Source organism: Photobacterium chitinilyticum (assembly GCF_004104355.1).
In the GTDB taxonomy this organism is placed as follows: domain Bacteria; phylum Pseudomonadota; class Gammaproteobacteria; order Enterobacterales; family Vibrionaceae; genus Photobacterium; species Photobacterium chitinilyticum.
This window is the reverse complement of the sequence record NZ_RJLM01000001.1, coordinates 853,924-880,073: the sequence shown is the minus strand read 5'-3', so window position 1 is coordinate 880,073 and position 26,150 is coordinate 853,924. Positions and strand designations below refer to the sequence as shown.

The 26,150-nt window shown below is 45.1% G+C and carries 22 protein-coding genes; 12 read left to right on the top strand and 10 right to left on the bottom strand.

Annotated features, from left to right (window positions below; all coding sequences use genetic code 11):
• Positions 1-150: 150 nt before the first annotated feature.
• Together EDI28_RS03720 and EDI28_RS03715 are read right to left on the bottom strand one after the other, a co-directional pair.
• A complete protein-coding gene (locus EDI28_RS03720; RefSeq protein WP_128782468.1) occupies positions 151-1,767 on the bottom strand; it encodes a peptide ABC transporter substrate-binding protein in 1,617 nt (538 codons plus the stop codon).
• Positions 1,768-1,885: 118 nt separating this feature from the next.
• Complete coding sequence (locus EDI28_RS03715) at positions 1,886-2,725, bottom strand: CvfB family protein (RefSeq protein WP_128782467.1); 840 nt, start codon at positions 2,723-2,725, stop codon at positions 1,886-1,888.
• A 327-nt stretch (positions 2,726-3,052) separates the two neighbouring features.
• Here EDI28_RS03715 and EDI28_RS03710 point away from each other — a divergent pair, with 327 nt between their 5' ends.
• Both EDI28_RS03710 and EDI28_RS03705 read left to right on the top strand, forming a co-directional pair.
• The gene (locus EDI28_RS03710; RefSeq protein WP_128782466.1) at positions 3,053-4,396 is read left to right on the top strand and encodes a hypothetical protein; all 1,344 of its coding nucleotides are present in this window, start codon (positions 3,053-3,055) and stop codon (positions 4,394-4,396) included.
• A 183-nt stretch (positions 4,397-4,579) separates the two neighbouring features.
• On the top strand, positions 4,580-6,064 hold the full coding sequence (locus tag EDI28_RS03705; protein ID WP_128782465.1) for a protein adenylyltransferase SelO: 1,485 nt from the start codon (positions 4,580-4,582) through the stop codon (positions 6,062-6,064).
• 119 nt (positions 6,065-6,183) lie between these two features.
• On the opposite strand, the gene EDI28_RS03700 is transcribed toward EDI28_RS03705, so the two are convergent.
• On the bottom strand, positions 6,184-7,074 hold the full coding sequence (locus EDI28_RS03700; RefSeq protein WP_128782464.1) for a putative PEP-binding protein: 891 nt from the start codon (positions 7,072-7,074) through the stop codon (positions 6,184-6,186).
• A 509-nt stretch (positions 7,075-7,583) separates the two neighbouring features.
• On the opposite strand from EDI28_RS03700, the gene EDI28_RS03695 reads away from it, so the two are divergent.
• The 6 genes from EDI28_RS03695 to EDI28_RS03670 all read left to right on the top strand — a co-directional run bounded on the left by EDI28_RS03695 (position 7,584) and on the right by EDI28_RS03670 (position 14,492).
• Positions 7,584-8,639, top strand: a complete 1,056-nt coding sequence (locus tag EDI28_RS03695; protein WP_128782463.1) for a 3-deoxy-7-phosphoheptulonate synthase — start codon at positions 7,584-7,586, stop codon at positions 8,637-8,639.
• A 113-nt stretch (positions 8,640-8,752) separates the two neighbouring features.
• On the top strand, positions 8,753-9,235 hold the full coding sequence (locus EDI28_RS03690; RefSeq protein WP_128782462.1) for a YajQ family cyclic di-GMP-binding protein: 483 nt from the start codon (positions 8,753-8,755) through the stop codon (positions 9,233-9,235).
• Between the two features lie 238 nt (positions 9,236-9,473).
• The gene (locus EDI28_RS03685; protein WP_128782461.1) at positions 9,474-10,709 is read left to right on the top strand and encodes an HDOD domain-containing protein; all 1,236 of its coding nucleotides are present in this window, start codon (positions 9,474-9,476) and stop codon (positions 10,707-10,709) included.
• A gap of 677 nt (positions 10,710-11,386) precedes the next feature.
• A complete protein-coding gene (locus EDI28_RS03680; protein ID WP_128782460.1) occupies positions 11,387-12,679 on the top strand; it encodes an HAAAP family serine/threonine permease in 1,293 nt (430 codons plus the stop codon).
• 218 nt (positions 12,680-12,897) lie between these two features.
• Positions 12,898-13,518: a DNA-J related domain-containing protein gene (locus EDI28_RS03675; protein ID WP_128782459.1), complete on the top strand. Its 621-nt coding sequence runs from the start codon at positions 12,898-12,900 to the stop codon at positions 13,516-13,518.
• A gap of 131 nt (positions 13,519-13,649) precedes the next feature.
• Positions 13,650-14,492: a pirin family protein gene (locus EDI28_RS03670; RefSeq protein WP_128782458.1), complete on the top strand. Its 843-nt coding sequence runs from the start codon at positions 13,650-13,652 to the stop codon at positions 14,490-14,492.
• A 164-nt stretch (positions 14,493-14,656) separates the two neighbouring features.
• Here the strand turns inward: EDI28_RS03670 and lpxL (EDI28_RS03665) are convergent, their stop codons facing one another.
• The 6 genes from lpxL (EDI28_RS03665) to EDI28_RS03640 all read right to left on the bottom strand — a co-directional run bounded on the left by lpxL (EDI28_RS03665) (position 14,657) and on the right by EDI28_RS03640 (position 20,962).
• Complete coding sequence (gene lpxL / locus EDI28_RS03665; RefSeq protein WP_128782457.1) at positions 14,657-15,583, bottom strand: LpxL/LpxP family Kdo(2)-lipid IV(A) lauroyl/palmitoleoyl acyltransferase; 927 nt, start codon at positions 15,581-15,583, stop codon at positions 14,657-14,659.
• 333 nt (positions 15,584-15,916) lie between these two features.
• A complete protein-coding gene (gene lpxL, locus EDI28_RS03660) occupies positions 15,917-16,858 on the bottom strand; it encodes an LpxL/LpxP family Kdo(2)-lipid IV(A) lauroyl/palmitoleoyl acyltransferase (RefSeq protein WP_128782456.1) in 942 nt (313 codons plus the stop codon).
• Positions 16,859-17,191: 333 nt separating this feature from the next.
• Complete coding sequence (locus EDI28_RS03655) at positions 17,192-17,773, bottom strand: NapC/NirT family cytochrome c (RefSeq protein WP_128782455.1); 582 nt, start codon at positions 17,771-17,773, stop codon at positions 17,192-17,194.
• A gap of 13 nt (positions 17,774-17,786) precedes the next feature.
• The gene (locus EDI28_RS03650; protein ID WP_233353260.1) at positions 17,787-18,257 is read right to left on the bottom strand and encodes a nitrate reductase cytochrome c-type subunit; all 471 of its coding nucleotides are present in this window, start codon (positions 18,255-18,257) and stop codon (positions 17,787-17,789) included.
• 11 nt (positions 18,258-18,268) lie between these two features.
• A complete protein-coding gene (napA, locus tag EDI28_RS03645) occupies positions 18,269-20,761 on the bottom strand; it encodes a nitrate reductase catalytic subunit NapA (RefSeq protein WP_128782454.1) in 2,493 nt (830 codons plus the stop codon).
• Between the two features lie 63 nt (positions 20,762-20,824).
• Positions 20,825-20,962 carry a periplasmic nitrate reductase, NapE protein gene (locus EDI28_RS03640; protein WP_128782453.1) on the bottom strand — a complete coding sequence of 46 codons (138 nt, stop codon included), beginning with the start codon at positions 20,960-20,962 and terminating at the stop codon, positions 20,825-20,827.
• Between the two features lie 239 nt (positions 20,963-21,201).
• Here EDI28_RS03640 and EDI28_RS03635 point away from each other — a divergent pair, with 239 nt between their 5' ends.
• Complete coding sequence (locus EDI28_RS03635) at positions 21,202-21,495, top strand: winged helix-turn-helix domain-containing protein (RefSeq protein ID WP_128782452.1); 294 nt, start codon at positions 21,202-21,204, stop codon at positions 21,493-21,495.
• Positions 21,496-21,598: 103 nt separating this feature from the next.
• Entirely contained in the window at positions 21,599-22,681 is a 1,083-nt protein-coding gene (locus tag EDI28_RS03630) for a site-2 protease family protein (protein WP_128782451.1), read from the top strand.
• A 111-nt stretch (positions 22,682-22,792) separates the two neighbouring features.
• Here EDI28_RS03630 and EDI28_RS03625 read toward each other — a convergent pair whose 3' ends face one another.
• Positions 22,793-23,146 (bottom strand): YajD family HNH nuclease, encoded by a 354-nt coding sequence (locus EDI28_RS03625; RefSeq protein WP_128782450.1) that lies wholly within the window; start codon positions 23,144-23,146, stop codon positions 22,793-22,795.
• 483 nt (positions 23,147-23,629) lie between these two features.
• Between EDI28_RS03625 and EDI28_RS03620 the strand changes: the two genes are divergently transcribed.
• Complete coding sequence (locus EDI28_RS03620) at positions 23,630-24,277, top strand: DUF2760 domain-containing protein (protein WP_128782449.1); 648 nt, start codon at positions 23,630-23,632, stop codon at positions 24,275-24,277.
• Positions 24,277-26,112, top strand: a complete 1,836-nt coding sequence (locus EDI28_RS03615; protein WP_128782448.1) for an Hsp70 family protein — start codon at positions 24,277-24,279, stop codon at positions 26,110-26,112. The genes EDI28_RS03620 and EDI28_RS03615 overlap by 1 nt, the downstream gene beginning before the upstream one ends.
• Positions 26,113-26,150: the final 38 nt, after the last annotated feature.

The window sequence follows — 26,150 nt, the reverse complement described above, 5'->3', positions numbered from 1 at the left end:
ACAACATATGTCATTCTTATCGCAATGGTTTCACCAGAATCGATAATATAGCCGACAGAATTTAACTGGCATTTTGCTCAACAAAAAAGCTGAGCATAAATGCCCAGCTTTTCCGTTATTTATATTCTAGATAACGAATTATTCATAGTGCTACTTCGTTATATACAAATCACGACTATAACGACTTTCAGACGCATTTTTCAGCGAGTATCCACCAACCTGAGGTTGTTTCAGAACCGTTTTAGTGTAGTGGTAAACGGGAATTGCCGGCATCTCCTGTGCGAACACCTCTTCTGCCTGCTGATAATACCCGTTACGTTCCTTATTTGAAGGAGCTATCGCAGCCTGCTGCATTGCCTTATCGAATGCATCGTTACTCCACTTCGAATAGTTCATACCACTGCTTTCAAAATATGAGAGGAATGTAGAGGCCTCATTGTAATCACCCATCCAGGCATAACGGGCAACGGTAAAGTCTTTCTGGCCAAGCTTCTGTAAAAATGTCTTCCACTCCTGATTGGCAAGCTCTACCTGAACACCCAAGGCTTTCTTCCACATTGACGCCATCACAATTGCCAGTTTTTTATGTGACTCATTGGTATTATATACAAGTTCAAACTTAAGCGGGTTTGACTTGTCAAAACCGGCTTCCGCCAACAACTGCTTCGCTTTGTTATTTCGTTCTTTCTGGCTCATTTCCTCCCATGCCAGATCAGGAGCTTTATAACCGGCAACGGATTGAGGAGTCACTGTATAGGCAGCTGGTTGACCTTGTCCCAAGATAACCTCAGTAATTACATCTCGGTCAAGCGCATAAGCCAGCGCTTTGCGCACTCTTGCATCATCAAACGGCGCTTTATCAATATTGAACAAGTAATAGTATGTTCCTAACGAAGGCACCGTCAGCAATTCATCAGGGCGTTGCTTTTTAATGGTATTGTAAAGCTCCAGCGGAAATGAGGATGTAATATCAATTTCACCAGTAAGAAAACGATTATATTCAGCTTTGAGATCTTGAATTGGCAGGTAAGTTACTTTATTGATAACGGTCTTTGTATCATTCCAATATGACGGGCTTCGCTCCAGAACTAACCTTTCATTGATAACCCACTTCGAGAGGTTATAGGCACTACTGGTTACAATGTTCTCAGGTTTGGTCCATCTGTCACCATAAGTTTCAACAGCCTTGCGGTATACCGGAAACATCGATTCATGAACCAGCATTTTGGTAAAGTGCGGTACAGGCCTGTCTAACGTTATCTGTAGTGTCGTATCGTCTATCGCTTTTACACCGAGGCTGTCTACTTCCTTGTCACCGAGGCTAATCGCATCCGCATTGTTGATATGCGCAGTGGAATAATACCAAGCATAGGGGGCTGCCGTTTTCGGATCAATAACCCGCTTGAAGCTGTACTCGAAATCATGAGCGGTAATAGGTTCACCGTTAGACCACTTAATGTCTTCGCGCAAAACGAAGGTGAACACTTTTCCGTTCTCGGACGACTTCCAGTGGGATGCGAGCGCCGGAATGATGTCACCATTGAGATCTTGGGTCACCAAGCCTTCAAACATATCCTGGATCACCCGGGCACTGGCATTATCAGAGGAGTATGCAGGATCAAGCGTCGGAACTTCGTCACCGTTACCACGAACAATTTCCTGTACCGTTGCTAATGTTACATCAGCAGGTACATCAGCAGCTATCACTGGAGCTGCAACCATTAGCGCGATCAAAGCCGCGAGTTTTGACAATTTACTTCCTTGCATACTATGCCCTCGTTTATAAGCTTCAACTTGACGCTACAAACATACATGCATAACAGGCAGTATAATATGCCAACAGTCACAAAAAAGCCGGTGATATTCACCGGCTTAGAAATAAATATTAGTTATCGTTCAACCTGATACCGCCCCGTTCAATAACTATCAGACCTTTCTTGTACAGACCGCCGATTGTTTTCTTGAACGTTGCCTTACTGGTACGGAACTCCTTAAAGATCTCTTCAGGTGAAGACTTATCGCTTAGTGGGACAAAGCCGCCTTTACGTTCTAGTGTCGTCAGGATCTTATCAGCTAGATCGTCAACCTTGCCTCGGCCTGCTTTCTGCAACGACAAGTTGATCTTGCCATCAGGGCGGAGCTCTTTAATATAGGCCTTCAATTTTTTGCCCGGGAACAGTTTACCGAATGATTCAGTTTTGAAAATCAAGCCCCAGTGCGCATCTTCAATCACGGCTTTGTAACCAAGATCGGTTACTTCAGCAATCATCACCTGTACTTCCTGCCCCAGCTTATAATCCGCAGGGGTTTTGTCTAGGAAGCGGTTGAACTTCGTCGAACCTACAATACGACCAGAGGCTTTGTCAGTATAGATACGCACCATGATGTCCTGACCGACTTCAAGGCGACGGCGCTGTTCACTAAATGGGACCAGCAAGTCTTTACTCAACCCCCAATCGACAAATGCGCCGATACCGCAGATACCGACAACACGCAATAGAGCAAAATCATCTACTTGCGCCAAAGGCCGATCAGTCGTTGCTATAATGTCATCTTCAGAATCAAAGTAGATGAAGACTTCGATTTCATCTCCCAGTTCAGTGCCAGCCGGAACAGAGGATTTCGGCAACAGGATATTGCCAAAGTCTTCACCACCATCAAGGAAAACGCCAAAATCTACTCGTTTGACGACCTCTAACGTGTTGTATTGTCCTATTTTAATCATTTATTCGACACTCTCTGGGTAAACAAAATACGATTTTCATATCCATGTATCTGGTAAATTTCGTTGTTGAAACACGGCAATCGCTATCATCATATACTTTAGGCCGCGCATTATACGTGATGTTGATTCATCACGCCTGACCTATCTTCATCTAATTGACTGTTTTTCACTCTATCGATGCGATGAACCATCATTTGAACGGCTTATAAATTGTTAATTCATCTAAAATTAGTCCTACCACTGATATTATTATCGAATATAAGTGATAATCAACAACTGGCGACCCAGCATTACGGCATCATTTTCTCCACGAGGTATTAAAACATAGTGATCACTGTTGAAAAAAAAGACGGACATAAAGTTAAAATTTCCCATGTCATTCAAGAAACGACCAATCGACAGCTTGACCTCTATATTTTTGTGCCCGGTGAATTGGGCCTGAACTCAAAAATCATCTCAGAAGACGAGTTCTACCATAATGCCATTCTCGGGAAACGTACTTATTACAGTGATGTGAACCACCTCCCTCTGGTTCACAGCCGCCTTGCCAGTCGTGGCAAACTCTCAAGCGAGCAATACCGTCTAAGTCTAAGTTTATATGCTTATCAGTATGCGCTGGCCTTAGAACAAACGGCTCATCAGCTACTGGAAGATAAGCAAGATCGTACACTAGCCGAAGTTGAAGAAGTCGCAGAACTGGCAGTACGTATCTTGAAAAGGTTGCGTCGTAGTGTACCGAGCGACAAGAAACTCTTAAAATACTACGAAAACATTGATAATTACCTGTCGTGGTTTACCGAACAGCGCTGTCTGTCTCTTGTCTCTCACCTACCTCGCGGCAATGATTACACTGATATTAAAGCACTGCTAATCGATATCTGTGAGAATGAAACCCAACACCGCCTGAACAATGATTATAACTCCAGCAAGGCAACTCAAGATCAAACTCGGATGTCCAATAAAATGCGCCTCCTACGCCGTTTGATTGAATATCCGGTCACGATGAAAGAAAAAACTATCGAGCTCGGTAAAAATACCAAGAAAGTTGTTACTGGTTTTGCGGCTGGTTTTGTGATGATTTTCGTCACCCTTATGTTGATACAGGCTCGAGGGGTTCTGGGCGATATTACGGCTTCATTCATTCTTGTACTGGCATTTGTCTACGCCGCCCGTGAAGTATTCAAAGACGACCTAAAAACCATGCTATGGCGCTGGGTACGTAAAGGGAAACCAAAGTGGCGCAAGCAGTTTTTTGATGCCAACTCAAACCGGTTGATAGGCCGCCAACTTGAGTGGTTGGAATATGTCGGTTACAGCAAGCTTGATGATGAAATCAAAAAAGTGAGAAAGCACAAGGTTTCCCAGCGGGAAGAAACTATCTTGCATTACAAAAGCACCACGCGCATGTCCACAACCAAGTTTCTGACTGGTTATGAACAAAGTCGTGAGGCCATCATGCTTGACCTCAGAATGGTAACTAAGCTGATGGAAAAAGGCTCGCAAAAAATCTATCAGCTGAAAGACGGCCAAGTGTCGAAAGAGTCGGTAGAAAAACGCCACCTGATTAACTTGATCACACGAGAGACAGATGAAGATATGACGGTCCGTATCCAGCGTTGGAAGATCATCATGAACCGCTCAAGAATTGTTGATATCGAACCCATTACCTAACGGCTCACCTTTCTTTCCTGTCAGGCTATTCTTAAATTAGATATCCGAACCACACAGGATGCTCGTTTCATCGAGGATGACTCGCCATCTTAAATAGCCCTACTTTTTGTATCTTGTTACGAGAAGGTAACTTAGGTATATGTTGTTATCCAGACAGTAATAAACAGCAGATAGGCTGGCTCAATGCGAACTCTCTCAGAACTGACGTTCAGTAATACCTACAGTGAACTGCCCTCTGTATTCGGCACCCAGATCAAACCACAACCGCTAACTGACCCTTTTCTCGTCAGTGTTAATCCAAAAGTCTGTACACTGCTTGAGCTTGATCTGGATGAGGCAAGTACCGATTATTTCGTTGACCTGTTTACCGGCAATGATGAACTGCACGGTTTCTCTCCTATCGCGATGAAATATACCGGTCACCAATTTGGTCAATACAATCCGGATCTTGGCGACGGACGCGGCTTATTGATGGGCGAGGTACTGACAAGCCAGGGGGAAAAATGGGATATCCACCTCAAGGGCTCCGGCACCACACCCTACTCTCGGCAAGGAGATGGCCGCGCAGTGCTTCGTTCCAGTATTCGCGAATACCTGGGCAGTGCGGCAATGCATGGGTTAGGAATTAGAACGACTCATGCCCTTGCCGTACTTAGTAGCACAACTCCGGTCTACCGCGAACAAGTCGAGCGAGGAACAACTCTAATTCGAGTTGCCGAGAGCCATCTAAGGTTCGGTCATTTTGAATATCTGTTTTATACCAACCAGCACGCTGAGCTAAAATTACTGGCCGACTATCTGATCAGACACCACTTTCCTGATCTGCTGCAACAAGAATCGGACAGCACACCAAACCGCTACGCTATTATGTTTCATCGAATTGTCAGCCTGACCGCCGAAATGATTGCTGACTGGCAATCTGTCGGGTTTGCTCACGGCGTGATGAATACCGACAATATGTCAGTGCTAGGGCTCACGTTTGATTACGGCCCTTACGGCTTTTTGGATGACTACAACCCGGGCTTCATTTGTAACCATTCAGACTACTCCGGTCGGTATGCCTTCAATCAACAACCTTCAATTGCTCTTTGGAACTTGTCGGCGCTGGGCTATGCCCTATCACCACTCATTGATAAGAGCCTGATTGACGAGGCACTTAATACCTATCAAGCGCAGCTACAATTGCACTACAGCAAAAGAATGCGCAATAAGCTGGGGCTAACTGAAAAACGAGATCAAGACTCCGACCTATACAGTGAGATGTTTCGCCTATTAGCCAACCAAGGCGTCGACTACACGGTATTTTTCAGAACACTTTCGACAATCCCCAAAGAAGAGCTGGCAAGCAGCATTCCTCACTTTGAAGGCCTCTTCAGTTGCACGACGACTTTATCACAATGGCTGCAGCACTACGCAACACGCCTTGAGCTTGAGTCGATCAACGATCAGGAAAGACTCAGGCAAATGCAGCAATCTAATCCTAAGTACATATTGAGGAACTACCTTGCCCAGCAGGCCATTGTACTTGCCGAACAGGGCGACTTCAGTATGGTCGATAAGCTCCTGTTAGTGCTTACGGATCCTTACTCAGAGTACCCTGAGTATGAAGACTATGCAGCACTGCCACCACAATGGGGAAAAGAGCTTGAAGTAAGTTGCTCTTCATAAACTGCTATTTTTAAACTGTTATTCACGAGAAAATAAAAAACCGGCATAAAAATCAATTGCCGGTTTTTCTTTATCATCACATCAAACTATGACTTCAGGTTACTGCTGCTAACTAGCCTTCACTGACTAATTACAGATCGCACATCATGGTCCAGCAACCATTTCTGCAGCTTTGGTGCCTTATGGATATAGTGGCTGACAACCTCACACACTTTACCTGCACTTTCTGCTGTATTAACGGCATGCCTTACCAACTGCAATACCGCTTCGTTCTGATCATCGTGCAGATAATTTAGCGATTCATGATTCTGATCGAGACCCAGCGCAAACTGTCCCAGCTGATCGATATCAATGACTAAACCATCAAAATACGGCAAGAATTTTTCGGTCAACAACGCATTGGCCGGTAGTTCACACATCAAGTGGACCTTTAAGCCTTGCGCACCTCGGCACAGCCCCCGCTCTGCCAGTAAATCAATCGCCGTAGCCGCTTCGCTGTACGTTCTCACAAAAGGAATAACCAATTCTATATTGGCCATCCCTTCTGAGTTCCGCGCTCGCTTAATCACTTCACACTCCAAATCAAAACTCTTTCGGTGTGTCTTGTCAGCAAAACGGGATACGCCACGAAGTCCAATCAACGGATTCACTTCCGTTGCTTCCAGCTCACTGCCCACCAAAGCTTGTCGGCAATGCGAGTCAGCACCAGATAGCCTAACCCGAAGCGGCTTGTCACCAGCAATCTTCGCAGCCTTAACCAAGATATTCGTTAGTACTGTTACATACCATTCTGCCGGGGTCTCGAATTCACCGGCGCGTTCCAATACCACCTGCTGTTGCTGTTCTGAAAGCTTGGCTGTTTCCGAAACCGCATAGGGATGGATACCAATAACATTACTAATTAGGTCATCCATTGAAACCAAGCCAATAGCAGGGTCCTGCTTCTCTAACTGAGAGGGATCTTTTAATAATTCTGTAAAATAAAAACCAGAATGAGTTTTGTTTGTCATACGGCACCACTACAACTTATTTACGCCAAAATCAGGAGGTTGTGTTCTGCTAGGGGAAGTACCAATACATTCGCTTTGCACTGAATTAAAATACAAGACAGCCATCACAATCGTATGTACATCAAGATAACAACCTAACTGAACAATAACCACTAAGTGCTTGTTAACAAGCTTCCTAAGGTCATCTCATGACATTACTTTTTCATTCACACCATGGCAAGAAGAAAACACCAACATTGAAAATATATTTAGTTTAAGTGCATAGATCGTTACATGACATATTCTCATTCCCGTTTTCCCCAGGAGCAAGCGTTGGGGGACACTTTTCTTCGGCCACATCGCCTGAGCTTGGCAACGATCACTGATCATTACACTCTCTATGCTTACTAAAGGGCGGACAATTGAGATAAAAACCTATGTCATATCACAAGTTTGGTTTATTCCTGCGGTCTTTTGGGCTATCTTTACGCGTCGTAATTTTTTGATATACCGAGATAGGCAAACGTATTATGCCAATGAAAACAGATGAACTCCGAACGGTTAGCCTAGGGTTAATGCCAACACCTGCAGACGTTGAAGCCGCTTACCCAATTACAGATAAAATCGCAGAACATATCGCGAAGTCTCGCCGTCAGGTTGAAGCGATTTTAACGGGACAAGATTCTAGGCTTCTCGTAATCGTTGGTCCTTGCTCGGTACATGATCCTGAAGCTGCCCTCGACTATGCCCAGCGCCTGATGAGTATACAAGACAAATACAAGAACGAACTTTGTATTGTTATGCGCACTTACTTTGAAAAACCACGTACTGTGGTTGGTTGGAAAGGATTAGTTTCTGATCCGCATCTTGATGGTAGCCTTGATCTCGTTACAGGTTTACATACTGCCCGTAAACTGCTGGTTGATATTAATAAACTAGGTATGCCTACAGCCACCGAGTTTTTGGATATGATCACCGGCCAATACCTAGCCGACCTTATTTCGTGGGGTGCTATTGGTGCCCGTACCACCGAATCTCAAATCCACCGAGAGATGGCGTCCGCCCTTTCCTGTCCGGTTGGCTTTAAAAACGGTACCGACGGTAATATCAAAATAGCCGTGGATGCAATTCGTGCCACACGAGAACCCCATGTATTCTGCTCTCCGGCCAAAACTGGCGAAATGACTATCTACCGCACTTCTGGCAACCCATATGGCCATGTCATCTTACGTGGTGGGAAAATGCCAAATTACCATCAGGAAGATATTAGTGCGTCGTGTGAAACATTGGCCTCTTTCAACCTACCGACTCGACTTGTCGTCGACTTCAGTCATGGTAACTGCCAAAAACAACACAAGCGCCAGCTTGATGTAGCCGCAGACATTTGTGATCAAATCAAAAATGGCAGTAACTTCATTGCTGGTATCATGGCCGAAAGCTTTATTGAAGAAGGCACACAGACTGTCGATAGCAATAAGCTTGATGAACTAACATACGGCCAATCGATCACAGATCCATGTATTAATTGGGCAGATACCGTTACCATGTTCGATATGCTGGCTGATGCGATTAAAGCACGTAAATAAGCTATAACTAGAAGCAGTACAGCGACGGTGTATATCGGCGAACCCGTCACAGCTGACTAAATTTTGATATACTCGCCGGATGAATATGACAATTACGGATTAGGATTGAGCAAATGCCATCTTTTGATATTATCTCTGAAGTCGATTTAGTTGAAGTACGCAATGCAGTAGACAACTCATCACGTGAGCTTGAAACACGTTTCGATTTCCGAGGTGTTGACGCAAGTTTCAAGCTAGAGAAAGAAATTGTAAAAATCACAACTGAATCTGATTTTCAGCTTAATCAACTTGTTGCAATTCTCCGTAGCAACCTTGCAAAGCGCTTTGTTGATGCACAGTCAATGGAACAAAAAGACGTTGTTCGTTCAGGTAAATCATTTGCTTGTAATGTTGAATTCAAGCAAGGCATTGAAACAGCAACAGCAAAAAAACTTGTAAAAGCCATCAAAGATTCGAAGCTTAAGGTGCAAGCTGCAATTCAAGGTGACAAGGTACGTGTTACTGCTAAGAAGCGTGATGACTTACAAGCAACTATGGCACTCGTTCGCGAAGCCGACCTCGGCCTGCCTTTCCAGTTCGATAACTTCCGCGACTAAATTGCTATCTAAGTAACTACTCTGTATATAAAGGAAGGCATCAAAGCCTTCCTTTATTGTATATCTACCATATAACTGCGCAATCCTTGCTCATTTCCCCTCCATATACTGGCAGATCAAACAATAGCGTTATATCAATATTCCATATTTGTTGGCTATGTCATATAGTAGCGCCATACTTATAAGAACGATTTTCTTCGAACATTATTGATTGATTTTGCATCACCGAGGGGGAGACGTGATAGAGTCGCTTTTTTCTGACAAGCGCTACACAAAAGAAGCGCAAGCTGCAGCATCAGAAATTAGTCACCAAGTACAAAGGCGGCACGCTAAGTGGATGGTGAGCTTACAGTATTTAGTCAATCAAGACGATGTTGACCATATATTAAGCAGAGAAACTGAATTTTGTGACACAATTATTCTATATGAAAAGGAACGTATTACAGATAATCAACGTCTCTTATTAAATTGTGAGACCGATAAGGTTCTGGAAAGAAGAGCTGAGGATATTGTCAGACAAAAGCGCCAAAAGAAGATCCTCGAACTGGTTCAAAAAACAGCACATAATGTAATGGAATCTCGTTTTGAGAAAATAGATATTACACGGTTACTAAATATACATTCAGGGTTCGGTGATTTTGCCTCATTTGCTTATTCGCCGACCCTTAATTTTCAAAAACTTGGCTCGTTAGCAATTATTAATAATTCGCTAGGGGCTAATATTTTAGAACTTGTTAATAACCCACAATTTTGTAAACAAATGGGCAAAACACCCAGAAAGATCTCTGATCCTAAAACCGCGATCGGATTTATTGGTATTAACAATTGTCGCATGCTTTACCCTGTTCTGATGGCAAAGCCAATACTCAAGTGGGCGGATGACAATACCAAACTTATCGCACCCAAGATGTGGCAGCATGCTATCACAATGGCCAATGTCACCCGTATGCGTTTGGAAGATGCCAACTACAAAGAACCAGACGAAGGTGTATTATTGGGGATGGTTCGGGGCATGAGCCAATTTGCCATATGCAACCACTTTACCAACTGTTTTGATGACGCACTGGAATTGGTTATGACACGATTTCGTGAAAATGAGCAAAGAGAAGACTACTTTGCCTGCGCCGACATTACCTACTCAATGGCGTTTTTACCCGCTATTTTAGAAAAGTGGGAAAAACGACTTACACAGCGTATTGTTGATTACATCGACTGGGGACCTCGATTACTGCATTTAAAGAATGCTATTCAGGAAGATCTTAATGATGTACCTGTATATGAACGTAGTTTGCATGGTGTTGCTCTGGGTCAGGCCAAAGTATTCACCATCTATGACATGATGAAAAAGAGCAACGCCTTTCTCATTGATCAAGCTCCCTATTGGTTTGCATATATGCAAATGGATGGAAAAATTCTTAAAAGCATTAGCAACCGTAGCCCCGGAAAATTTATTCTTTCAGTTAAGGATGAATAACGAACACCGAATAATTTTTACTCAATAAAGATATTATCGTTACTCTGAAAAGTGGAGTAACGATTTTTCATTTATATTATATAATCATTCATAGGTTGCACTGCTAAATAAGTACTTATCGATTCATCTGCTAATTATATTTATCACGTGAAAATATAACTCCTCTTTAATTAGCGTCTCTAAGTATTAACAAATATTCATCTTCACTTGTATTTTTCCATAACTACTCTTTTTAGGTATTGATACATATGCATATTATTTATGCAAACAAACGGCCAATGGCCTGAAATTAATAGTTGTACCACAAGGAATTCCCTATACTTCTCCCGTTGTCTAGGGTTCCATTAGTATTTATAAGGTTTTATTTATTTAGCGATATACAGCAGACATTGACACCAGCAGCTTAATGCCACATGGATATACATAATAAGACCCAGGACCGTCACTTGGATACTTAGAATCGCCACTGAGCGCTCTAATTATTCAACTCCCCATTCAGCTTCTTTTCTTTGTTCACCCGAACGCCGGTATAGCACTCGAGAGAGCTCTCAACTGAGACTCAACGAGTACTAAACCATGCGCTGCTTATATTCCTTCGCACTTAGCGAAGCATGGAAGATATACGACTTGAACCCTTTGAAGGCTATAACGTTATACCTATAAAGGAGATGTCCATTATGGACACTGTGAAAAACAATACTGCTAATACTTCAGCAAAAAATGCTTCCAAAATTGGTTGGAGCAAAAACGATACAGTATGGGCTCTTGGCCTCTACGGCACTGCAGTAGGTGCAGGTACTTTGTTTCTGCCAATAAATGCCGGTGTAGGTGGTCTTATTCCCCTCTTGGTAATGGCAATTTTAGCCCTGCCAATGACTTACTTTGCTCACCGAGGTATGACACGCTTTGTATTATCAAGTTCTAACCCTGGTGCCGATATTACCGAGGTTGTAGAAGAGCATTTTGGTCCTGGCATGGGGAAAGTAATCACCCTGCTGTACTTTTTTGCCATCTACCCTATCTTGCTGGTTTATAGTGTAGCGCTTACCAATACGGTAGAAAGCTTCATGCAGCATCAGCTGAGTATCGAACCACCATCAAGAGCCATTTTAGCATTGGCACTAATCATTGGTTTGATGGCTATCGTCCGATTGGGTGAGCAGCTTATCATCAAAGCCATGAGTATTTTGGTATTCCCTTTCGTAGCTGTGCTGCTTATGCTTGCGTTGTATCTTGTGCCTCACTGGAATGGCACTATCTTTGAACAAGTAATACCTGCAGAAGGCGGTGCGAATGCTATTTTTATGGCGGTTTGGCTGATCCTTCCGGTTATGGTGTTCTCATTCAACCATTCACCGGTCATTTCATCATTCGCGGTCGCCAAGCAAAAAGAATACGGTGCAAATGCCGAGAAACAGTGTTCGCGCATTCTGTTACGAAGCCATATTATGATGGTTGCAACCGTTATGTTCTTTGTTTTCAGCTGCGTCCTTAGCTTATCCCCGGCTAACCTAGCTGAAGCAAAAGCTCAGAACGTTTCGATTTTAACCTATCTGGCTAACCACTTTGAAACACCGACTATCGCTTACGCAGCCCCTGTCGTTGCTATTATTGCCATTACCAAGTCTTTCCTTGGCCATTACATAGGTGCAAGCGAAGGCCTCAACGGTCTTGTTATTAAAATGGCACGTAGCCAAGGCAGAAAGGTCGGTCCGAAAGCACTTAACACGTTTACTGCATTATTCATGCTATTAACAACTTGGGCCGTTGCCACAATTAACCCAAGTATTCTGGGTATGATTGAGAGTCTGGGAGGCCCGGTCATCGCTATGCTGCTTTTCATCATGCCAATGTATGCAATCAAAAAAGTACCTGCGATGCGACAGCATTCAGGTGCGCTGAGCAACATCTTTGTGACGATAATTGGTCTTATTTCAATTTCAGCAATCTTCTACTCACTGGCTCAATAAGTCAGACTCTGCTTAACTATCAAGGTCACCGTTTGGTGACCTTGATAGTTAAGGACGGCTAACTCTGCGACCCTCTTCGGAATAATGTAACATCACACTAACAGGCTCTCCCTGACTATAAATCCATCGAAAATATTCCGCTCTACAAAAAGGGAGGAAGTTTCTTCCACACTTTTCTGCTAGGCTATCTTTCAACCTCAATGAGAAGCATATGAGCAATGGATCTAGACAACGACTCTGAATATGATAATCCTTTGATCTGGCCGATCATTTCACTCCTGCAGGAAAAGCCTACGGGCTGGATGATCCATACTCTTGCCGATGCACTAAGACGGCAAGATCTCCTCAATACGTTAGACGACGATCCTGAAAAGGATCTTTTCAAACGTAATTTCCTATTAATGAATGCCCTGTATCAACTACAGGAAATACTACTGCCTAAACAATGGCTTCAAGCGCAAGCAATGGATATTCGCCTGTCTCACAACATGGCATCGGCACAAAATCAGATCGATATTGATGACCCGCTAAGGGGTTACTACCTCGACTGGCGAAACTACAATACCGATGCGCAAGCAGTCAAAGCCCTGCTCTCTTCATTCTGGCGCCGCTATCAAAGCCATATCGGCTCTTCCAAAACCGATCCCACTACATCGTTATCAAGCTCAAACCAACAAGATCTCGCAATTCTCGACTTACCCGCAGATGCGACTGCCAGCCAAATCCGCCGACAATGGCGAAAACTTGCACTTCGCTGGCACCCTGACAGGCCAAATGGTGACACTGAACAATTTCGTAAGATTTGCGAAGCATGGCAAAGACTAGACTCTAATACCTAAGCTCTATCTTGCTACTCAAACTCATTCAACTTTTTCAAACAAGCTGTTCATTTTTATCCTCTGTTAACCTCGAAGCAGCCCTCCTACACTAACAACATACCCATAAAGCGGGCTTAATATTCGGAGGGCTTATGGCTATCAGACGTATAAAGCAAATCATCGACTCTCACCCATCTTCCGATGGTGACGGGGTTAAAATTCAACGGGCACACGGTTTTGATAATATCCAATTCTCGCCATTTCTGATGATTGATGAGTTAAAGTCGGAGAGCCCCGACGACTATATTGGCGGCTTTCCTCCTCACCCTCACAGGGGGATCGAAACACTCACCTATATGCTACAAGGCCATTTCCAGCATAAGGACCATATGGGAAATACCGGTGAACTGCGAAGTGGCGGTGCTCAATGGATGTCTGCCGGACGTGGCGTTATTCACAGCGAAATGCCCATGATGACAGACGGTAACCTACATGGTTTTCAGATCTGGATAAACTTGCCGGCAACCAAGAAAATGCTACCCGCGCAATATCATGATTTTCAACCTGACGTGATTGTTGAAAAACAGTTCTCGGAACAAAATCTGATCCGTGTAATTGCTGGCGATTTAACCATCAAGGGAGAGACCCTAACCGGACCATTACAGAAAACCGGTGTACCGACTACAATAGCAGATTGGCGCGCAGCGGAAGGAGAGTCTTTTAATAGCTGTCTGAATCCTGATTTTCAAGCCATGCTTTATATTTATCAAGGTGCTATAGCAATAGAAGGGATCACCGCTCAGGCTGGCCAGCTGGCTATTCTTGATAGCGGAGAGGGACTGTCAATTCGGGCAACCGAAGATACCGGAGTGTTGCTCCTTTCCGGCCTTCCAATCGATGAACCAGTGGTGCATTACGGTCCGTTTGTGATGAATAGCATGGAAGAAATTGAGCAGGCATTATCGGATTATCAACACGGCAGACTAGTTGAATAAAAACGGTAATATAGCGGGTAAAGGAATGAAGAAAGAGTTGAAGCGAGCTAAAGCTATAAGCTGCCATTTATTCAAGAAATACGCGTATTCAGGAAGAGCAAGGAAAACGCCGTCACACTTTTCCTTGCACTACCTCGATGTATCCCTTCCCTTATACGCTACAACTAGTAAAGCGACTCTTCGCCTTCTGGTCGAGTCTTAAAGCGTCGATGAAGCCACATATACTGCTCCGGCGCTTCCATAATAGATCGCTCAATGGCCTTATTGACATATACCGCAGCGGCTTCAGGCTTATTATGAGGAAAATCGTCCAATGGCGGGAAGACTTTCAACGTATAGCGCCCCGAGTCCGTATTACGAACCATAGCAAAAGGAACAACAGCACAATCTGACGCGTCCACCAGCAAGCTCGTTCCTGTAGTCGTACATGCCTTTTCAACAGCAAAAAGTGGTGCAAACGTCGAACGACGACGGCCATAATCATGATCAGGTGCGTACCATACACGCTCGCCCTTTCGCAATGCACGCAGCATTCCTTTGACATCTTTTCGATCGACCATGTATTTATTCGAGCGGATCCGGCCATTGAACTGAAAGTAATCAAAGCATGGGTTGGTGTTTGGACGATACACCCCGACACCAGGAACTTTAAGGCCGAATGCCCTGGCTCCCAACTCGAGATTTAACGAATGCACGGCGATCAACAGCACACCTTTTCCCTGTTTTTCTAACTGCTGAAGATATTCCAAACCTTCATACTGTACATGACGCTCAACACGCAAATCTGGCCAGAACCATGCCATGCCCGTTTCAAACATGGCTAAACCAGTATTATCGATATTCTTCTGGATTAAAGCTTCACGCTCATTCGTGGACATATCAGGAAAGCAAAGCTCAAGGTTACGTTCAATTGTCTTGCGGCGTTTCTTAACCAGTCCCATACCCAGACGACCTAATCCCTGACCTAGCCGGAACTGGATAAAATAAGGCAACCAGCTAACTAAATACATCGTGCTAATTAATGTCAACGTTAGCCAATATCGAGGGTGGAAAAACGCCTTTTCAAACGTAGGTGCGGTATATTTACTCATATCAAAAAAACAATCCCATGGTTATTACTATGACTTCATCATGGTCAAAAAAAGTAAGTCATTACCCATATCGAACATCGTATTTTATTAATTTGAAACCAATCATGCAAGATTGTTACAACAATTCTATCTGCTCATACAGGTTATATTCAGAAAATAGTCTTCAAGTACAACGATTTAGCTATGACAGTTTATATCAAAATAACTGTACGCTGCACAATTAAATTATGCGCCATAGGCATAAATGCATACTTTACGGGAAAGAAAAAGCCCACTTGAGTGGGCTTTTTGAAAGTCGGATGCGTTAGGCCTATTTAGACATAAATTGTATCACTAGGATGATGGTTTCGCATATAAGCAAGGCTCCCCTTCAGGGCGTGTCTTAAAACGACGGTGAAGCCACATGTATTGCTCAGGCGCTTCCATGATTGAACGCTCGACGGCTTTATTAATATACACCGCTGCAGCCTGTTCATCTTTATGAGGAAAGGCTTCCAAAGGCTCGTGCATTTTCAGTGTATATTGGCCGGAATCTGTATTTCTGACGATTGTAAACGGAACAATTGCACATTCAGACGCATCGGCTAGTAGACTTGTGCCCGTTGTCGTGCAGGCATTCTCAACCGCAAACAGCGGTGCAAACGTTGAGCGACGTCGACCATAATCGTGATCAGGTGCATACCAAACAACTTTACCGGTACGCAAAGCATGGATCATTCCTTTGACATCTCTGCGGTCTATCAATGTGCGGTTTGAGCGAGAGCGCCCTTGATACTGAAAATAATCAAAGCAGGGATTGCTATTCGGGCGATAAACACCCATGCCAGCCTTCGTGATACCAAATGCTCGTGCCCCCAACTCCAGGTTCATTGAATGAACCGCCATCATCAGCATCCCTTTCCCTTCGCTTTCTAGCTTGTATATATGCTCCATTCCTTCGAGGGTCACGTGACGACGAACACGCAGATCAGGCCAAAACCAGGCCATTCCCGTTTCAAACAATGCCAGTCCTGCATTCCTAACATTCATTTCTACCAAGCGGTTGCGTTCCTTTTCTGTCATATCAGGAAAACAAAGCGATAGATTCTTCTCTATTGTCTGGCGGCGTTTTGGCATCAGCCGCATAACCCCCTGGCCAATCCATTGTCCTAGGCGAAACTGTATGAAATAAGGCAGCCAGCTAAGCAGATACATGACCAATACCATCACTAATGTCGGCCAGTAGCGAGGGAGGAGAAATTTATAACTAAAAGATGGTGCTTCAGATTTACTCATAGAGTTTATTGTTCGCTGTTGTTCGCAGTGCTGTTTGTTTTTGTACACACTGTAAAAACAATGGATACCCATACTTAGAGAAGCACAACATTTTATTCCCTTCCTATTACGAGTAATAGCTATATTTCTATTTCCACTCGATAATTGACCAGATATCACCTTTTATTGAGTTGTTCGGAAACATACTGCCACTTTTGACTATTTTTCGCACAAGATGCAGCTTTGCATAAGCGGAAATATCCTTCCGTTGACGCAAAATAAAGCGGGTAACAAGGAGCTTGTTACCCGCTTTACAATAACTCTGTAGGTTTAAGATGACCACGCTTCACAACATCAGAAACCTTCCACGCCATGCATATCCGGCAGCTTGTGAGCGATACCTTTATGACAATCGATACATGTCTTAGAGCCATCTGCCAATGCCGTCGAGTGCTGGTTTGACGCCCGCTGTGACTGTCGCGTAAAGTCCATATAAACAAATTCATGGCAATTGCGGCATTCCAGTGAGTCGTTTTTTTTCATCCTCGCCCACTCTCTATCAGCCATATGCCGACGCCTGTCATTAAACTTATCCATAGTCGAAATCGCACCGGTTATCCAAGCATACACTTCTTTCGATGCCTGCATCTTACGCGCCATTTTGTCTGTCCAATCATGGGGAACATGACAATCAGAGCAGATCGCCCGCACCCCAGTACGATTAGTAAAATGAATAGTACCTTGAATTTCCTGATAGACATTATCTCTATGGCAACTAACACAGAATGGTTCACTATTGGTAAATTCCATACCCGTGTTGAACGCCCCCCAGAAAATAATACCGGCTATAAAACCACCCAAGGTTAAAAACCCCAGGCTAAAGTGTTTCGGCGGGGAGCTGACTAATTTCCACCATTTCTTTATCCAGTTCCACATGCTGGCTACCTCCTCACAGCTCTTGATCAATCAAGGTGTCAAGATCGGTGAAATCAGTACCAACCAGTTGCTTCGCATCGGTTTGTACCACATGGCATTGCTGGCAGAAGTACCTTCGCGGAGAAAGCTCTGCCAAAAAGTTACCATCGCGATCCATATAGTGGGTCACACTGATCATTCTCGCCTGCGTTTCTTCTACTCGACTTCTAGCATGGCAAGACATGCACTTATTCACATTCAGATCCACTTGATAATTATCTATCTTGTGGGGAATAAGCGGAGGCTGCATCGGATAGCTGCGTCTTGGAATATGGTCAGTATTCAAGGGATGGCTCATCACCGGTGGCTCAGGCTGAATATTGAGCGGAGACTTGCGCAGCGTTGCCAACTCATCGTCAACAACAGCCGTCGCAGCAATCACCACTGCAGCTGAAAGCGACAAGGTTGCCGAGAGCAATAGGAGTACGGACATTAAACCCTTCATTATTCGGTCTCCTATACTTTCATTATTTTAATGGCGCATTTCTTGAAGTCAGTCTGCTTAGACAACGGATCCGTCGCATCCAAGGTGACCTTATTAATAAGCTGACTGGCATCAAACCAAGGGACGAATACCAAGCCTTTAGGTGGCTTATTCCGTCCTCGCGTTTCAACCCGAGTAACGATCTCACCACGCCGTGATACAACTTTGACAGCATCACCACGTCTTAAACCACGTGATTTGGCATCCTCAGGATGCATGAAAACCTGCGCATTCGGATAGGATTTAAATAACTCAGGAACACGTTGTGTCATTGACCCAGAATGCCAATGCTCAAGAACTCGCCCAGTCGATAGCCAGAGGTCATATTCTTTATCCGGACTTTCTGCTGGCGGTTCATACGGCAGGGCAAAAATAATAGCTTTGCCATCAGGCTTGCCGTAAAACTCAAAGCCTGCGCCTTTTTTTACATAAGGATCAGTCCCTTCGCGGTATCGCCATAAGGTTTCCTTGCCGTCGACAACAGGCCAGCGTAAGCCCCGAGTTTGGTGATACATTTCAAACGGTGCCAAGTCATGACCATGCCCCCGGCCGAACTCAGCGTACTCTTCAAACAAGCCTTTTTGAACATAGAAACCGTACTCTGTCGCCTCGTCGTTTATCTGGCCTTCAGGCAAGTCAGACAACGGGAATTTATTGACGTTGCCATTAATGAACAGCACATCAAACAGCGTTTTTCCTTTGTAGCCAGGGTTAGCATCAAGCAGTTCTTTCGGCCACACTTCCTCTGTTTTAAAACGCTTTGAAAACTCCATTAGCTGCCACAGATCTGATTTTGATTCTCCGGGCGCTTTTACCATTTGATACCACAACTGAGTACGACGCTCAGCGTTACCATAAGCGCCTTCCTTCTCTACCCACATTGCTGCAGGTAATATCAAATCTGCTGCTTGGGCTGTAACTGTTGGGTATGAGTCCGAAACAACAATGAAGTTATCCGGATTTCGATAACCCGGCAGAGTTTCCTCGTTAATATTAGCGCCGGCCTGCAGGTTGTTATTAACCTGAATCCAATAAACATTGATTTTGCTGTCTTTCAAAAGGCGACTTTGCAATACAGCATGCGCCCCGACTTTGCCCGGAATAGTTCCATCCGGCAGCTTCCAGATTTTTTCCGCCGTTTTACGGTGTTCTGGATTGGCAACAACCAAATCAGCAGGCAAACGGTGAGCAAAAGTACCGACCTCGCGGGCAGTACCACAGGCCGAAGGCTGGCCTGTCAATGAAAACGGACTGTTGCCGGGAGTCGAGATTTTCCCGGTCAGCAGGTGAATGTTGTACACCAGGTTATTGCACCACACCCCACGTGTATGTTGATTGAAACCCATGGTCCAAAACGAAACAACCTTGGTATCCGGATTGGCATAAAGCTCTGCTAACTCAATAAGTTTATCGGTTTTAACCCCTGACAGCTCACTGACTTTTTCTACCGTATACTCCGATACAAACTCTTTAAATTCTTCATACGTCATTGGATCTGACGCACCGCTATCCGGATTCTTGGCTTTTTGCTGCAGCGGATGCTCAGGCCGCAAACCATAACCAATATCTGTCGCACCACGGCGGAAATTCACATGCTTACCCACAAAGTCTTGGTTTACCTTGTTGTTGGTAATAATGTAATTAGCAATAAAGTTCAGGATGGCGAGATCAGACTGAGGAGTAAAAACAATAGGAACATCTGCCAGCTCAAAACTTCGGTGTTCAAACGTCGATAAGACAGAGACTTTTACATGTGGATTAGACAAACGGCGGTCTGTCACCCGTGTCCATAAAATGGGATGCATTTCAGCCATGTTCGAGCCCCAGAGAACAAATGCATCAGCAGCTTCGATATCGTCATAACACCCCATTGGCTCATCGATACCAAAGGTTCTGATAAAACCAACAACAGCAGAGGCCATACAATGGCGGGCATTCGGTTCAATATTGTTAGACCGGAATCCCCCCTTCATCAATTTGGAAGCGGCATAACCTTCATATACTGTCCATTGGCCTGAGCCAAACATACCAATGCCTTCTGGCCCTTTCTCTTTCAGGGTTGCCTTCCACTTCTCAGCCATGATATCGAAGGCTTGATCCCAGCTCACAGGGGTAAATTCACCATTCTTGTCATACTTGCCGCCTTTCATTCGCAGCATAGGTTGGGTTAAACGGTCATCACCGTACATAATCTTGGAGAGGAAGTATCCCTTCACACAGTTCAATCCTCGGTTAACCGGTGATTTGATATCACCATGGGTCGCGACGACTTTGTCATCTTTTATCCCAACGTTAACCGAGCAGCCTGTTCCGCAAAAACGACAGGGTGCTTTCTGCCATTTAAGCTGAGTCTGCGATGCATCCGTAACAACGTTACTGGCCTTCACCGGAATAGTCATACCAATGGCCGCTGCCGCAGATGCTGCTGCCTGCGCTTTAATAAATTTACGTCGTGAACATTTCATTACGACCTCTCTACATACTTTACTATTCAACCATCTCTGTACGCGGCCTGTTCCATCTGGTTATTAGCCTGTAACCACCTGTAAAAACCACACCAAAAAGCCATACCCCCCCACCACGGCTACAGCAAGGATCGGAAACATAATTACGGTTATAAAAAGGAAAGCTTTGAGCTCAGCTTGACGTTGATTGTCATCTTCCATCCGCCCACTCCAAGACTATTGGGTTAATGTTAACTCTAGTCAGCTTCTGAGAAATTGATAACTCTATCAGCTATGAAGATCGCCATATTGCCAGCAAATCGAATAAGCGAATGACGAAAGAGAGCGTTGGGGACTTTCACCTAAGTCAGTGGCACTCTCTCAGTTTACTGTTGCCTACAGTCCTTTAGTGTTACCCTCAAATGATCAAGGATTATTAAGATGGATTTAACCAAACTGCTATGCCTATCAGTAAAACAAAGAGCAGCTTTTATCGCCGCTTATATATTGCACACCTTATCGACAGCGGTGTTTCGACAGTTCCCGCTATTCTTGAATATACCGGCATGCCAAGACGAACGGCGCAAGACACAATTAAGAGCCTGGCTGATCTAGATATCGTTTGTACCTTTGTTCAAACCAAAGGGGAACGGAACCGCAGCGGCCACTATAAGATCAGTGACTGGGGAGCCATTAACAAACAGTGGATCACCGATAATCTGACCGAGATAAAATCGGATCTCGATTACCCGTAAAGTAGCCCTTCATGTAACTAAATGTGTTGGCCCTCTTTACGTACCGGTGGTTGGAAAGCATAATCGCGTTCTTATTGTTACCCCTGTACAGACGGAACTTTTCTTGGAACTACTATCTATTGATTTTCTTGGCCAGCCACTGCGACTGGAAGGGTCGATGGCAGGCTGGCAGCAGCTATTTTGGAATAACACCCTGGTGTCGCAAATCAGTGCCAATGCCGACCATAACAACCAGCATGTCCATGAATTTGAGCTAAGCAACGGCGAAGAAGTCATTCAATGCCGCGTCGACGTATTACTCAGCTGGCAGCCGTTCTTGGTCGAATATCGTCTCTGTGCCAACGAACAGCTCATTGCAGACGGTTCAAGAAATACCAAAGATATCGAACAGCAAACCCCTTCAGTTACCCCCGAATCTGAGCGTAAATTTAGTTTGATTGGTATAGCTTCGCTTGGCTTGAAGCTGCTCAAGAGTGCCAAGGTAATTAAAGGGGTATTAGCCGTCGCCAGCCTAGCTGCCTATTCTTGGCTATTTTCGGTTCAATTTGCCCTGGCATTGGTTGCCTGCTTAGTTTTTCATGAATACGGCCATATCAGGGCAATGAAGTACTTCGGGATGAAAACCAAGGGGATCTACCTGATACCGTTTCTCGGTGGACTCGCGCTGAGTGATGAAAAGATAAATACCCGCTGGCAGGATGTAGTGATTTCAATTATGGGGCCGTTATTTGGCCTCATCATGTCGCTCGTTTGTACCCTTGCTTACTGGGTGAGCGGTGAAATGTTCTTTGCCGGGCTGGCGGTGTTCAACGCCCTGCTGAACCTATTCAATCTGCTTCCGATTCTACCGCTCGATGGCGGTCATGTGCTCAAAAGCATCAGCTTCTCGATGAATAGCAAAGTTGGTATCACCCTGTGCGCTTTGGCTGCCGTAGGCGGTGTCATGCTGAGTTATTCCCTGGGGCTGGCATTATTTGGTTTTTTGCTCATCATGGGATCCATCGAGATCTTGATGGAATGGAAATACCGTCACAATAGCCACCTGCTACCGCTTGATCGCTACGGTCAAGTCGTTTCCTTCATATGGTATGTTGGGCTAGTTGGCGCACTTGTGGGGATCATCTGGTACTTTGCCGGCACTGGCGATGCAATGCTGGGGCTACCATTGCAGGTGTTGGGATCTTAGATTGGAATACTCCTCCCTCTTTTCAAGGGGGAGACTGGGAAGGGGGTTAACATAACAACCCCACCCTAGCCCTCCCCTTAGTAAAGGGAGAGAACAAATGTCTGCTCTTTCCTACTTCTTCTTATCCATCATTGCCTTCAAATCAGCAAATGGATTAAACGTCGCTGCTTCGTGATCATCTTCACCAGCTTTGATCACACTGCCGGTCTGCTGATCATGCTCGGTATATTTTTCGTGCTCATGATCATGGCAAAACAGGCATAGCAACTCCCAGTTGCTGCCGTCTTCCGGATTATTGGTATGATCATGATCGACATGGTGTACCGTTAGTTCACGAAGATTAGAATAAACAAACTCTCTTGTGCAACGACCGCACACCCACGGGTAAAGCTTCAGCGCTTTTTCACGGTAGCCTTGCTCTTGGCGGGCATAAGCGGCACTAGTGCCGTAATAATCTGATGACATAGTTCAACCTGATGGTTTGTTAAAGCAATTACCTAAATCTACCGCAAGTCTACCCAAAAAACACCGCAAAAACCGAATAAACTACACATTACTATCATTTTGTTCTACGCCACAAAGCAGCCCCACCGTGTTCTACCGCATAAATACGCAGCACTGCCCCCTGGAATCATCATGATTCGATTCATTTAGCAAATGTAATAATGGAATACTGACAAAGTCGTGAAAAATAGACTAAAAATGAAAGGAGCAATCAAAGATTTCATGAATCGTCGTATGCGCATAGTGGAATAACATTCAGGCTTAGCTACAATGACAGAGTTATGTCAACCCCTTGATTGGTTGCAAATTAATCTAAGGCAACAATTCTTGCAGTATTTGAAGTAAAAAAATGTCAGCCCTAGATGTAATGCAGGGTGAGTATGTTAGTATTCAGCCCAAATTGTTCATAGTGAATCGATATTTCACTGTAAAGAGAAGACGGATATGGCTTTTGATTTTTCTAAAATGACTGTGGATTTATCGGCAATGCCGACAACAATTGATATGGGGCATGCTTGGTTAGGCGGCCTAGTATTAGTGTTACTGGTTTTATACATCGCCAAAAAAGGCAAATCAGTTGAAGTCGAAAAGATTGTCGAGAAAGAAGTCGAAGTAGAGAAAATCGTTGAGGTTGAAAAACCTATAGAGAAGATCGTTGAAGTTGAAAAGATCGTTGAGAAAATTGTTGAAGTTGAACCGAAGCTGAAAACAGCCACACCGGATGCAGCTCTTCAGCTACTTTCTTTGCTTCAGCAAGAAGCCCGTTTTATTGATTTCATGCAGGAAGACCTAAAAGGTTTTGCCGATGCTGAAATCGGCGCTGCTGCACGTGTTATTCACGAAGGTGGCCAGAAAGTCCTAAACGAATATTTCAGCTTCGCCCCTGTTCGTTCTGAAGACGAAGAAACTCGCATTACCCTGCCACAAGGTTTCAATGCCTCTGAAGTGCGCCTAACGGGTAATGTAGTTGGCGAAGCACCTTTCACTGGAACCCTTATCCATCGCGGCTGGAAAGTGACCGACATTAAACTGCCTAAACTGGCAGAAGGTCATGATGCAAGTATTGTTGCCGCCGCTGAGGTAGAACTGTAATGCAAGATACACAAGAACATCGTTTTAGCGTTGGTATCGACTTAGGTACCACTCACTGCGTACTGTCTTATGTCGATCTGCAAGATGAAGAAGCACAAGTCAACGTCATGCCGATCGCTCAACTTACCACTCCGGGTAACGTTGAAGAAAAAGATCAGCTGCCATCATTCATGTATCAGGCACACGAGTCTGAGCTGGCCGAAGGCGATACCGCCCTGCCGTGGAATGCGCAGCCGAATGCTATCGTTGGTGCCATGGCACGAACAATGGGTAGCAAAACGCCAATCCGCCTTATCGCCAGTGCGAAAAGCTGGTTATGTCACGGCGGTGTTAACCGTCGTGATGCCTTCCTGCCGCTAAACAGCCCGGAAGAAGTTGCAAAAGCATCACCCGTTGATGCAACCCGTAACTACCTTGAGCACCTGGCGGAAGCCTGGAACAATCAGCATCCGGACAGCCCGCTGTTTGATCAGGATGTTACCATCACAGTACCGGCTTCATTTGATCCGGCAGCACGAGAGCTAACCGCTGAAGCCGCTCGTAGCGTCGGTTTCAAGCATATGACGCTGCTGGAAGAACCACAGGCAGCTGTATACAGCTGGCTGAAGAACAACGATGACACCTGGCGTGATCAGGTTTCAGTCGGTGATGTGATTTTGGTCGTAGATATCGGTGGCGGTACAACTGACCTTTCACTCGTTGCAGTAACCGAAGAAGAAGGTAACCTGACTCTGAACCGCGTCGCGGTCGGTGATCACATCCTGCTCGGTGGTGACAACATGGATCTGGCGCTCGCTTATCGCCTTAAGATGAAGCTAGCTCAGGAAGGTAAGCAACTTCAGCCTTGGCAGATCCAGGCAATTACTCACGCTTGTCGTGATGCCAAAGAAGCCCTGCTAAGTGATGCAGAACTTCAGGCTGTCCCTATTGTTGTCCCTAGCCGCGGCTCGAAGCTTCTTGGCGGCACGCTGCAAACAGAGCTGACACAAGAGGAAGTGCAACAAACACTGGTAGAGGGTTTCTTCCCTCGCAATAGCGTTGACGAGCATCCTGTAGAAATGCAGCGTGGTGCCCTGACTCAAATGGGTCTGCCATATGCGCAAGATGCAGCGGTATCTCGCCATGTTGCCGGCTTCCTAAGCCGTCAGTCATCCGCCGTTGACGAGTTATTCGAAAAATACGACCAGCTACATGAAAACTTCATTCGTCCAACCGCAATCCTATTTAACGGTGGCGTACTAAAATCTGAGCTTCTGTCTGACCGCCTGCTTTCGATCATCAACAGCTGGCTAACTACTGGCGGTAGCAATGAAGCGAAGCTGCTGGAAGGCCTGGATCTTGATCTGGCGGTTGCCAGCGGTGCCTCTTACTACGGTTCTGTACGTAAAGGGAAAGGTGTTCGAATCCGCGGTGGTATCGCAAGCAGCTACTACGTGGGTATCGAAAGTTCTATGCCGGCAATCCCGGGGATGGAACCACCTTTAGAAGCACTATGTGTCGCACCATTCGGTATGGAAGAAGGTACTCACGCCGATGTACCTAGCCGCGAGTTTGGCTTGGTGATCGGTCAGCCGGTACAGTTTAAGTTCTTCGGCTCGACGGTTCGCCGCGAAGACCCTGCCGGTACTCACCTTGACTGGTGGCAACCGGAAGAACTGGAAGAGTTACCTGCCATTCAGGTAACGTTGCCAGTTTCTGAAGGTCGTACTGCAGGTGAGGTTGTCCCTGTTCGCCTCTCTTCCCGTGTTACTGAATTAGGCACCCTTTGCCTTGAAGCCATCCCTACGGATGGCGGTCAGAAATGGCAGGTCGAATTCGACGTTCGCGAAAAGTAATCCCTACCCTGTTACGGCGCATCCATGATGCGCCGTAA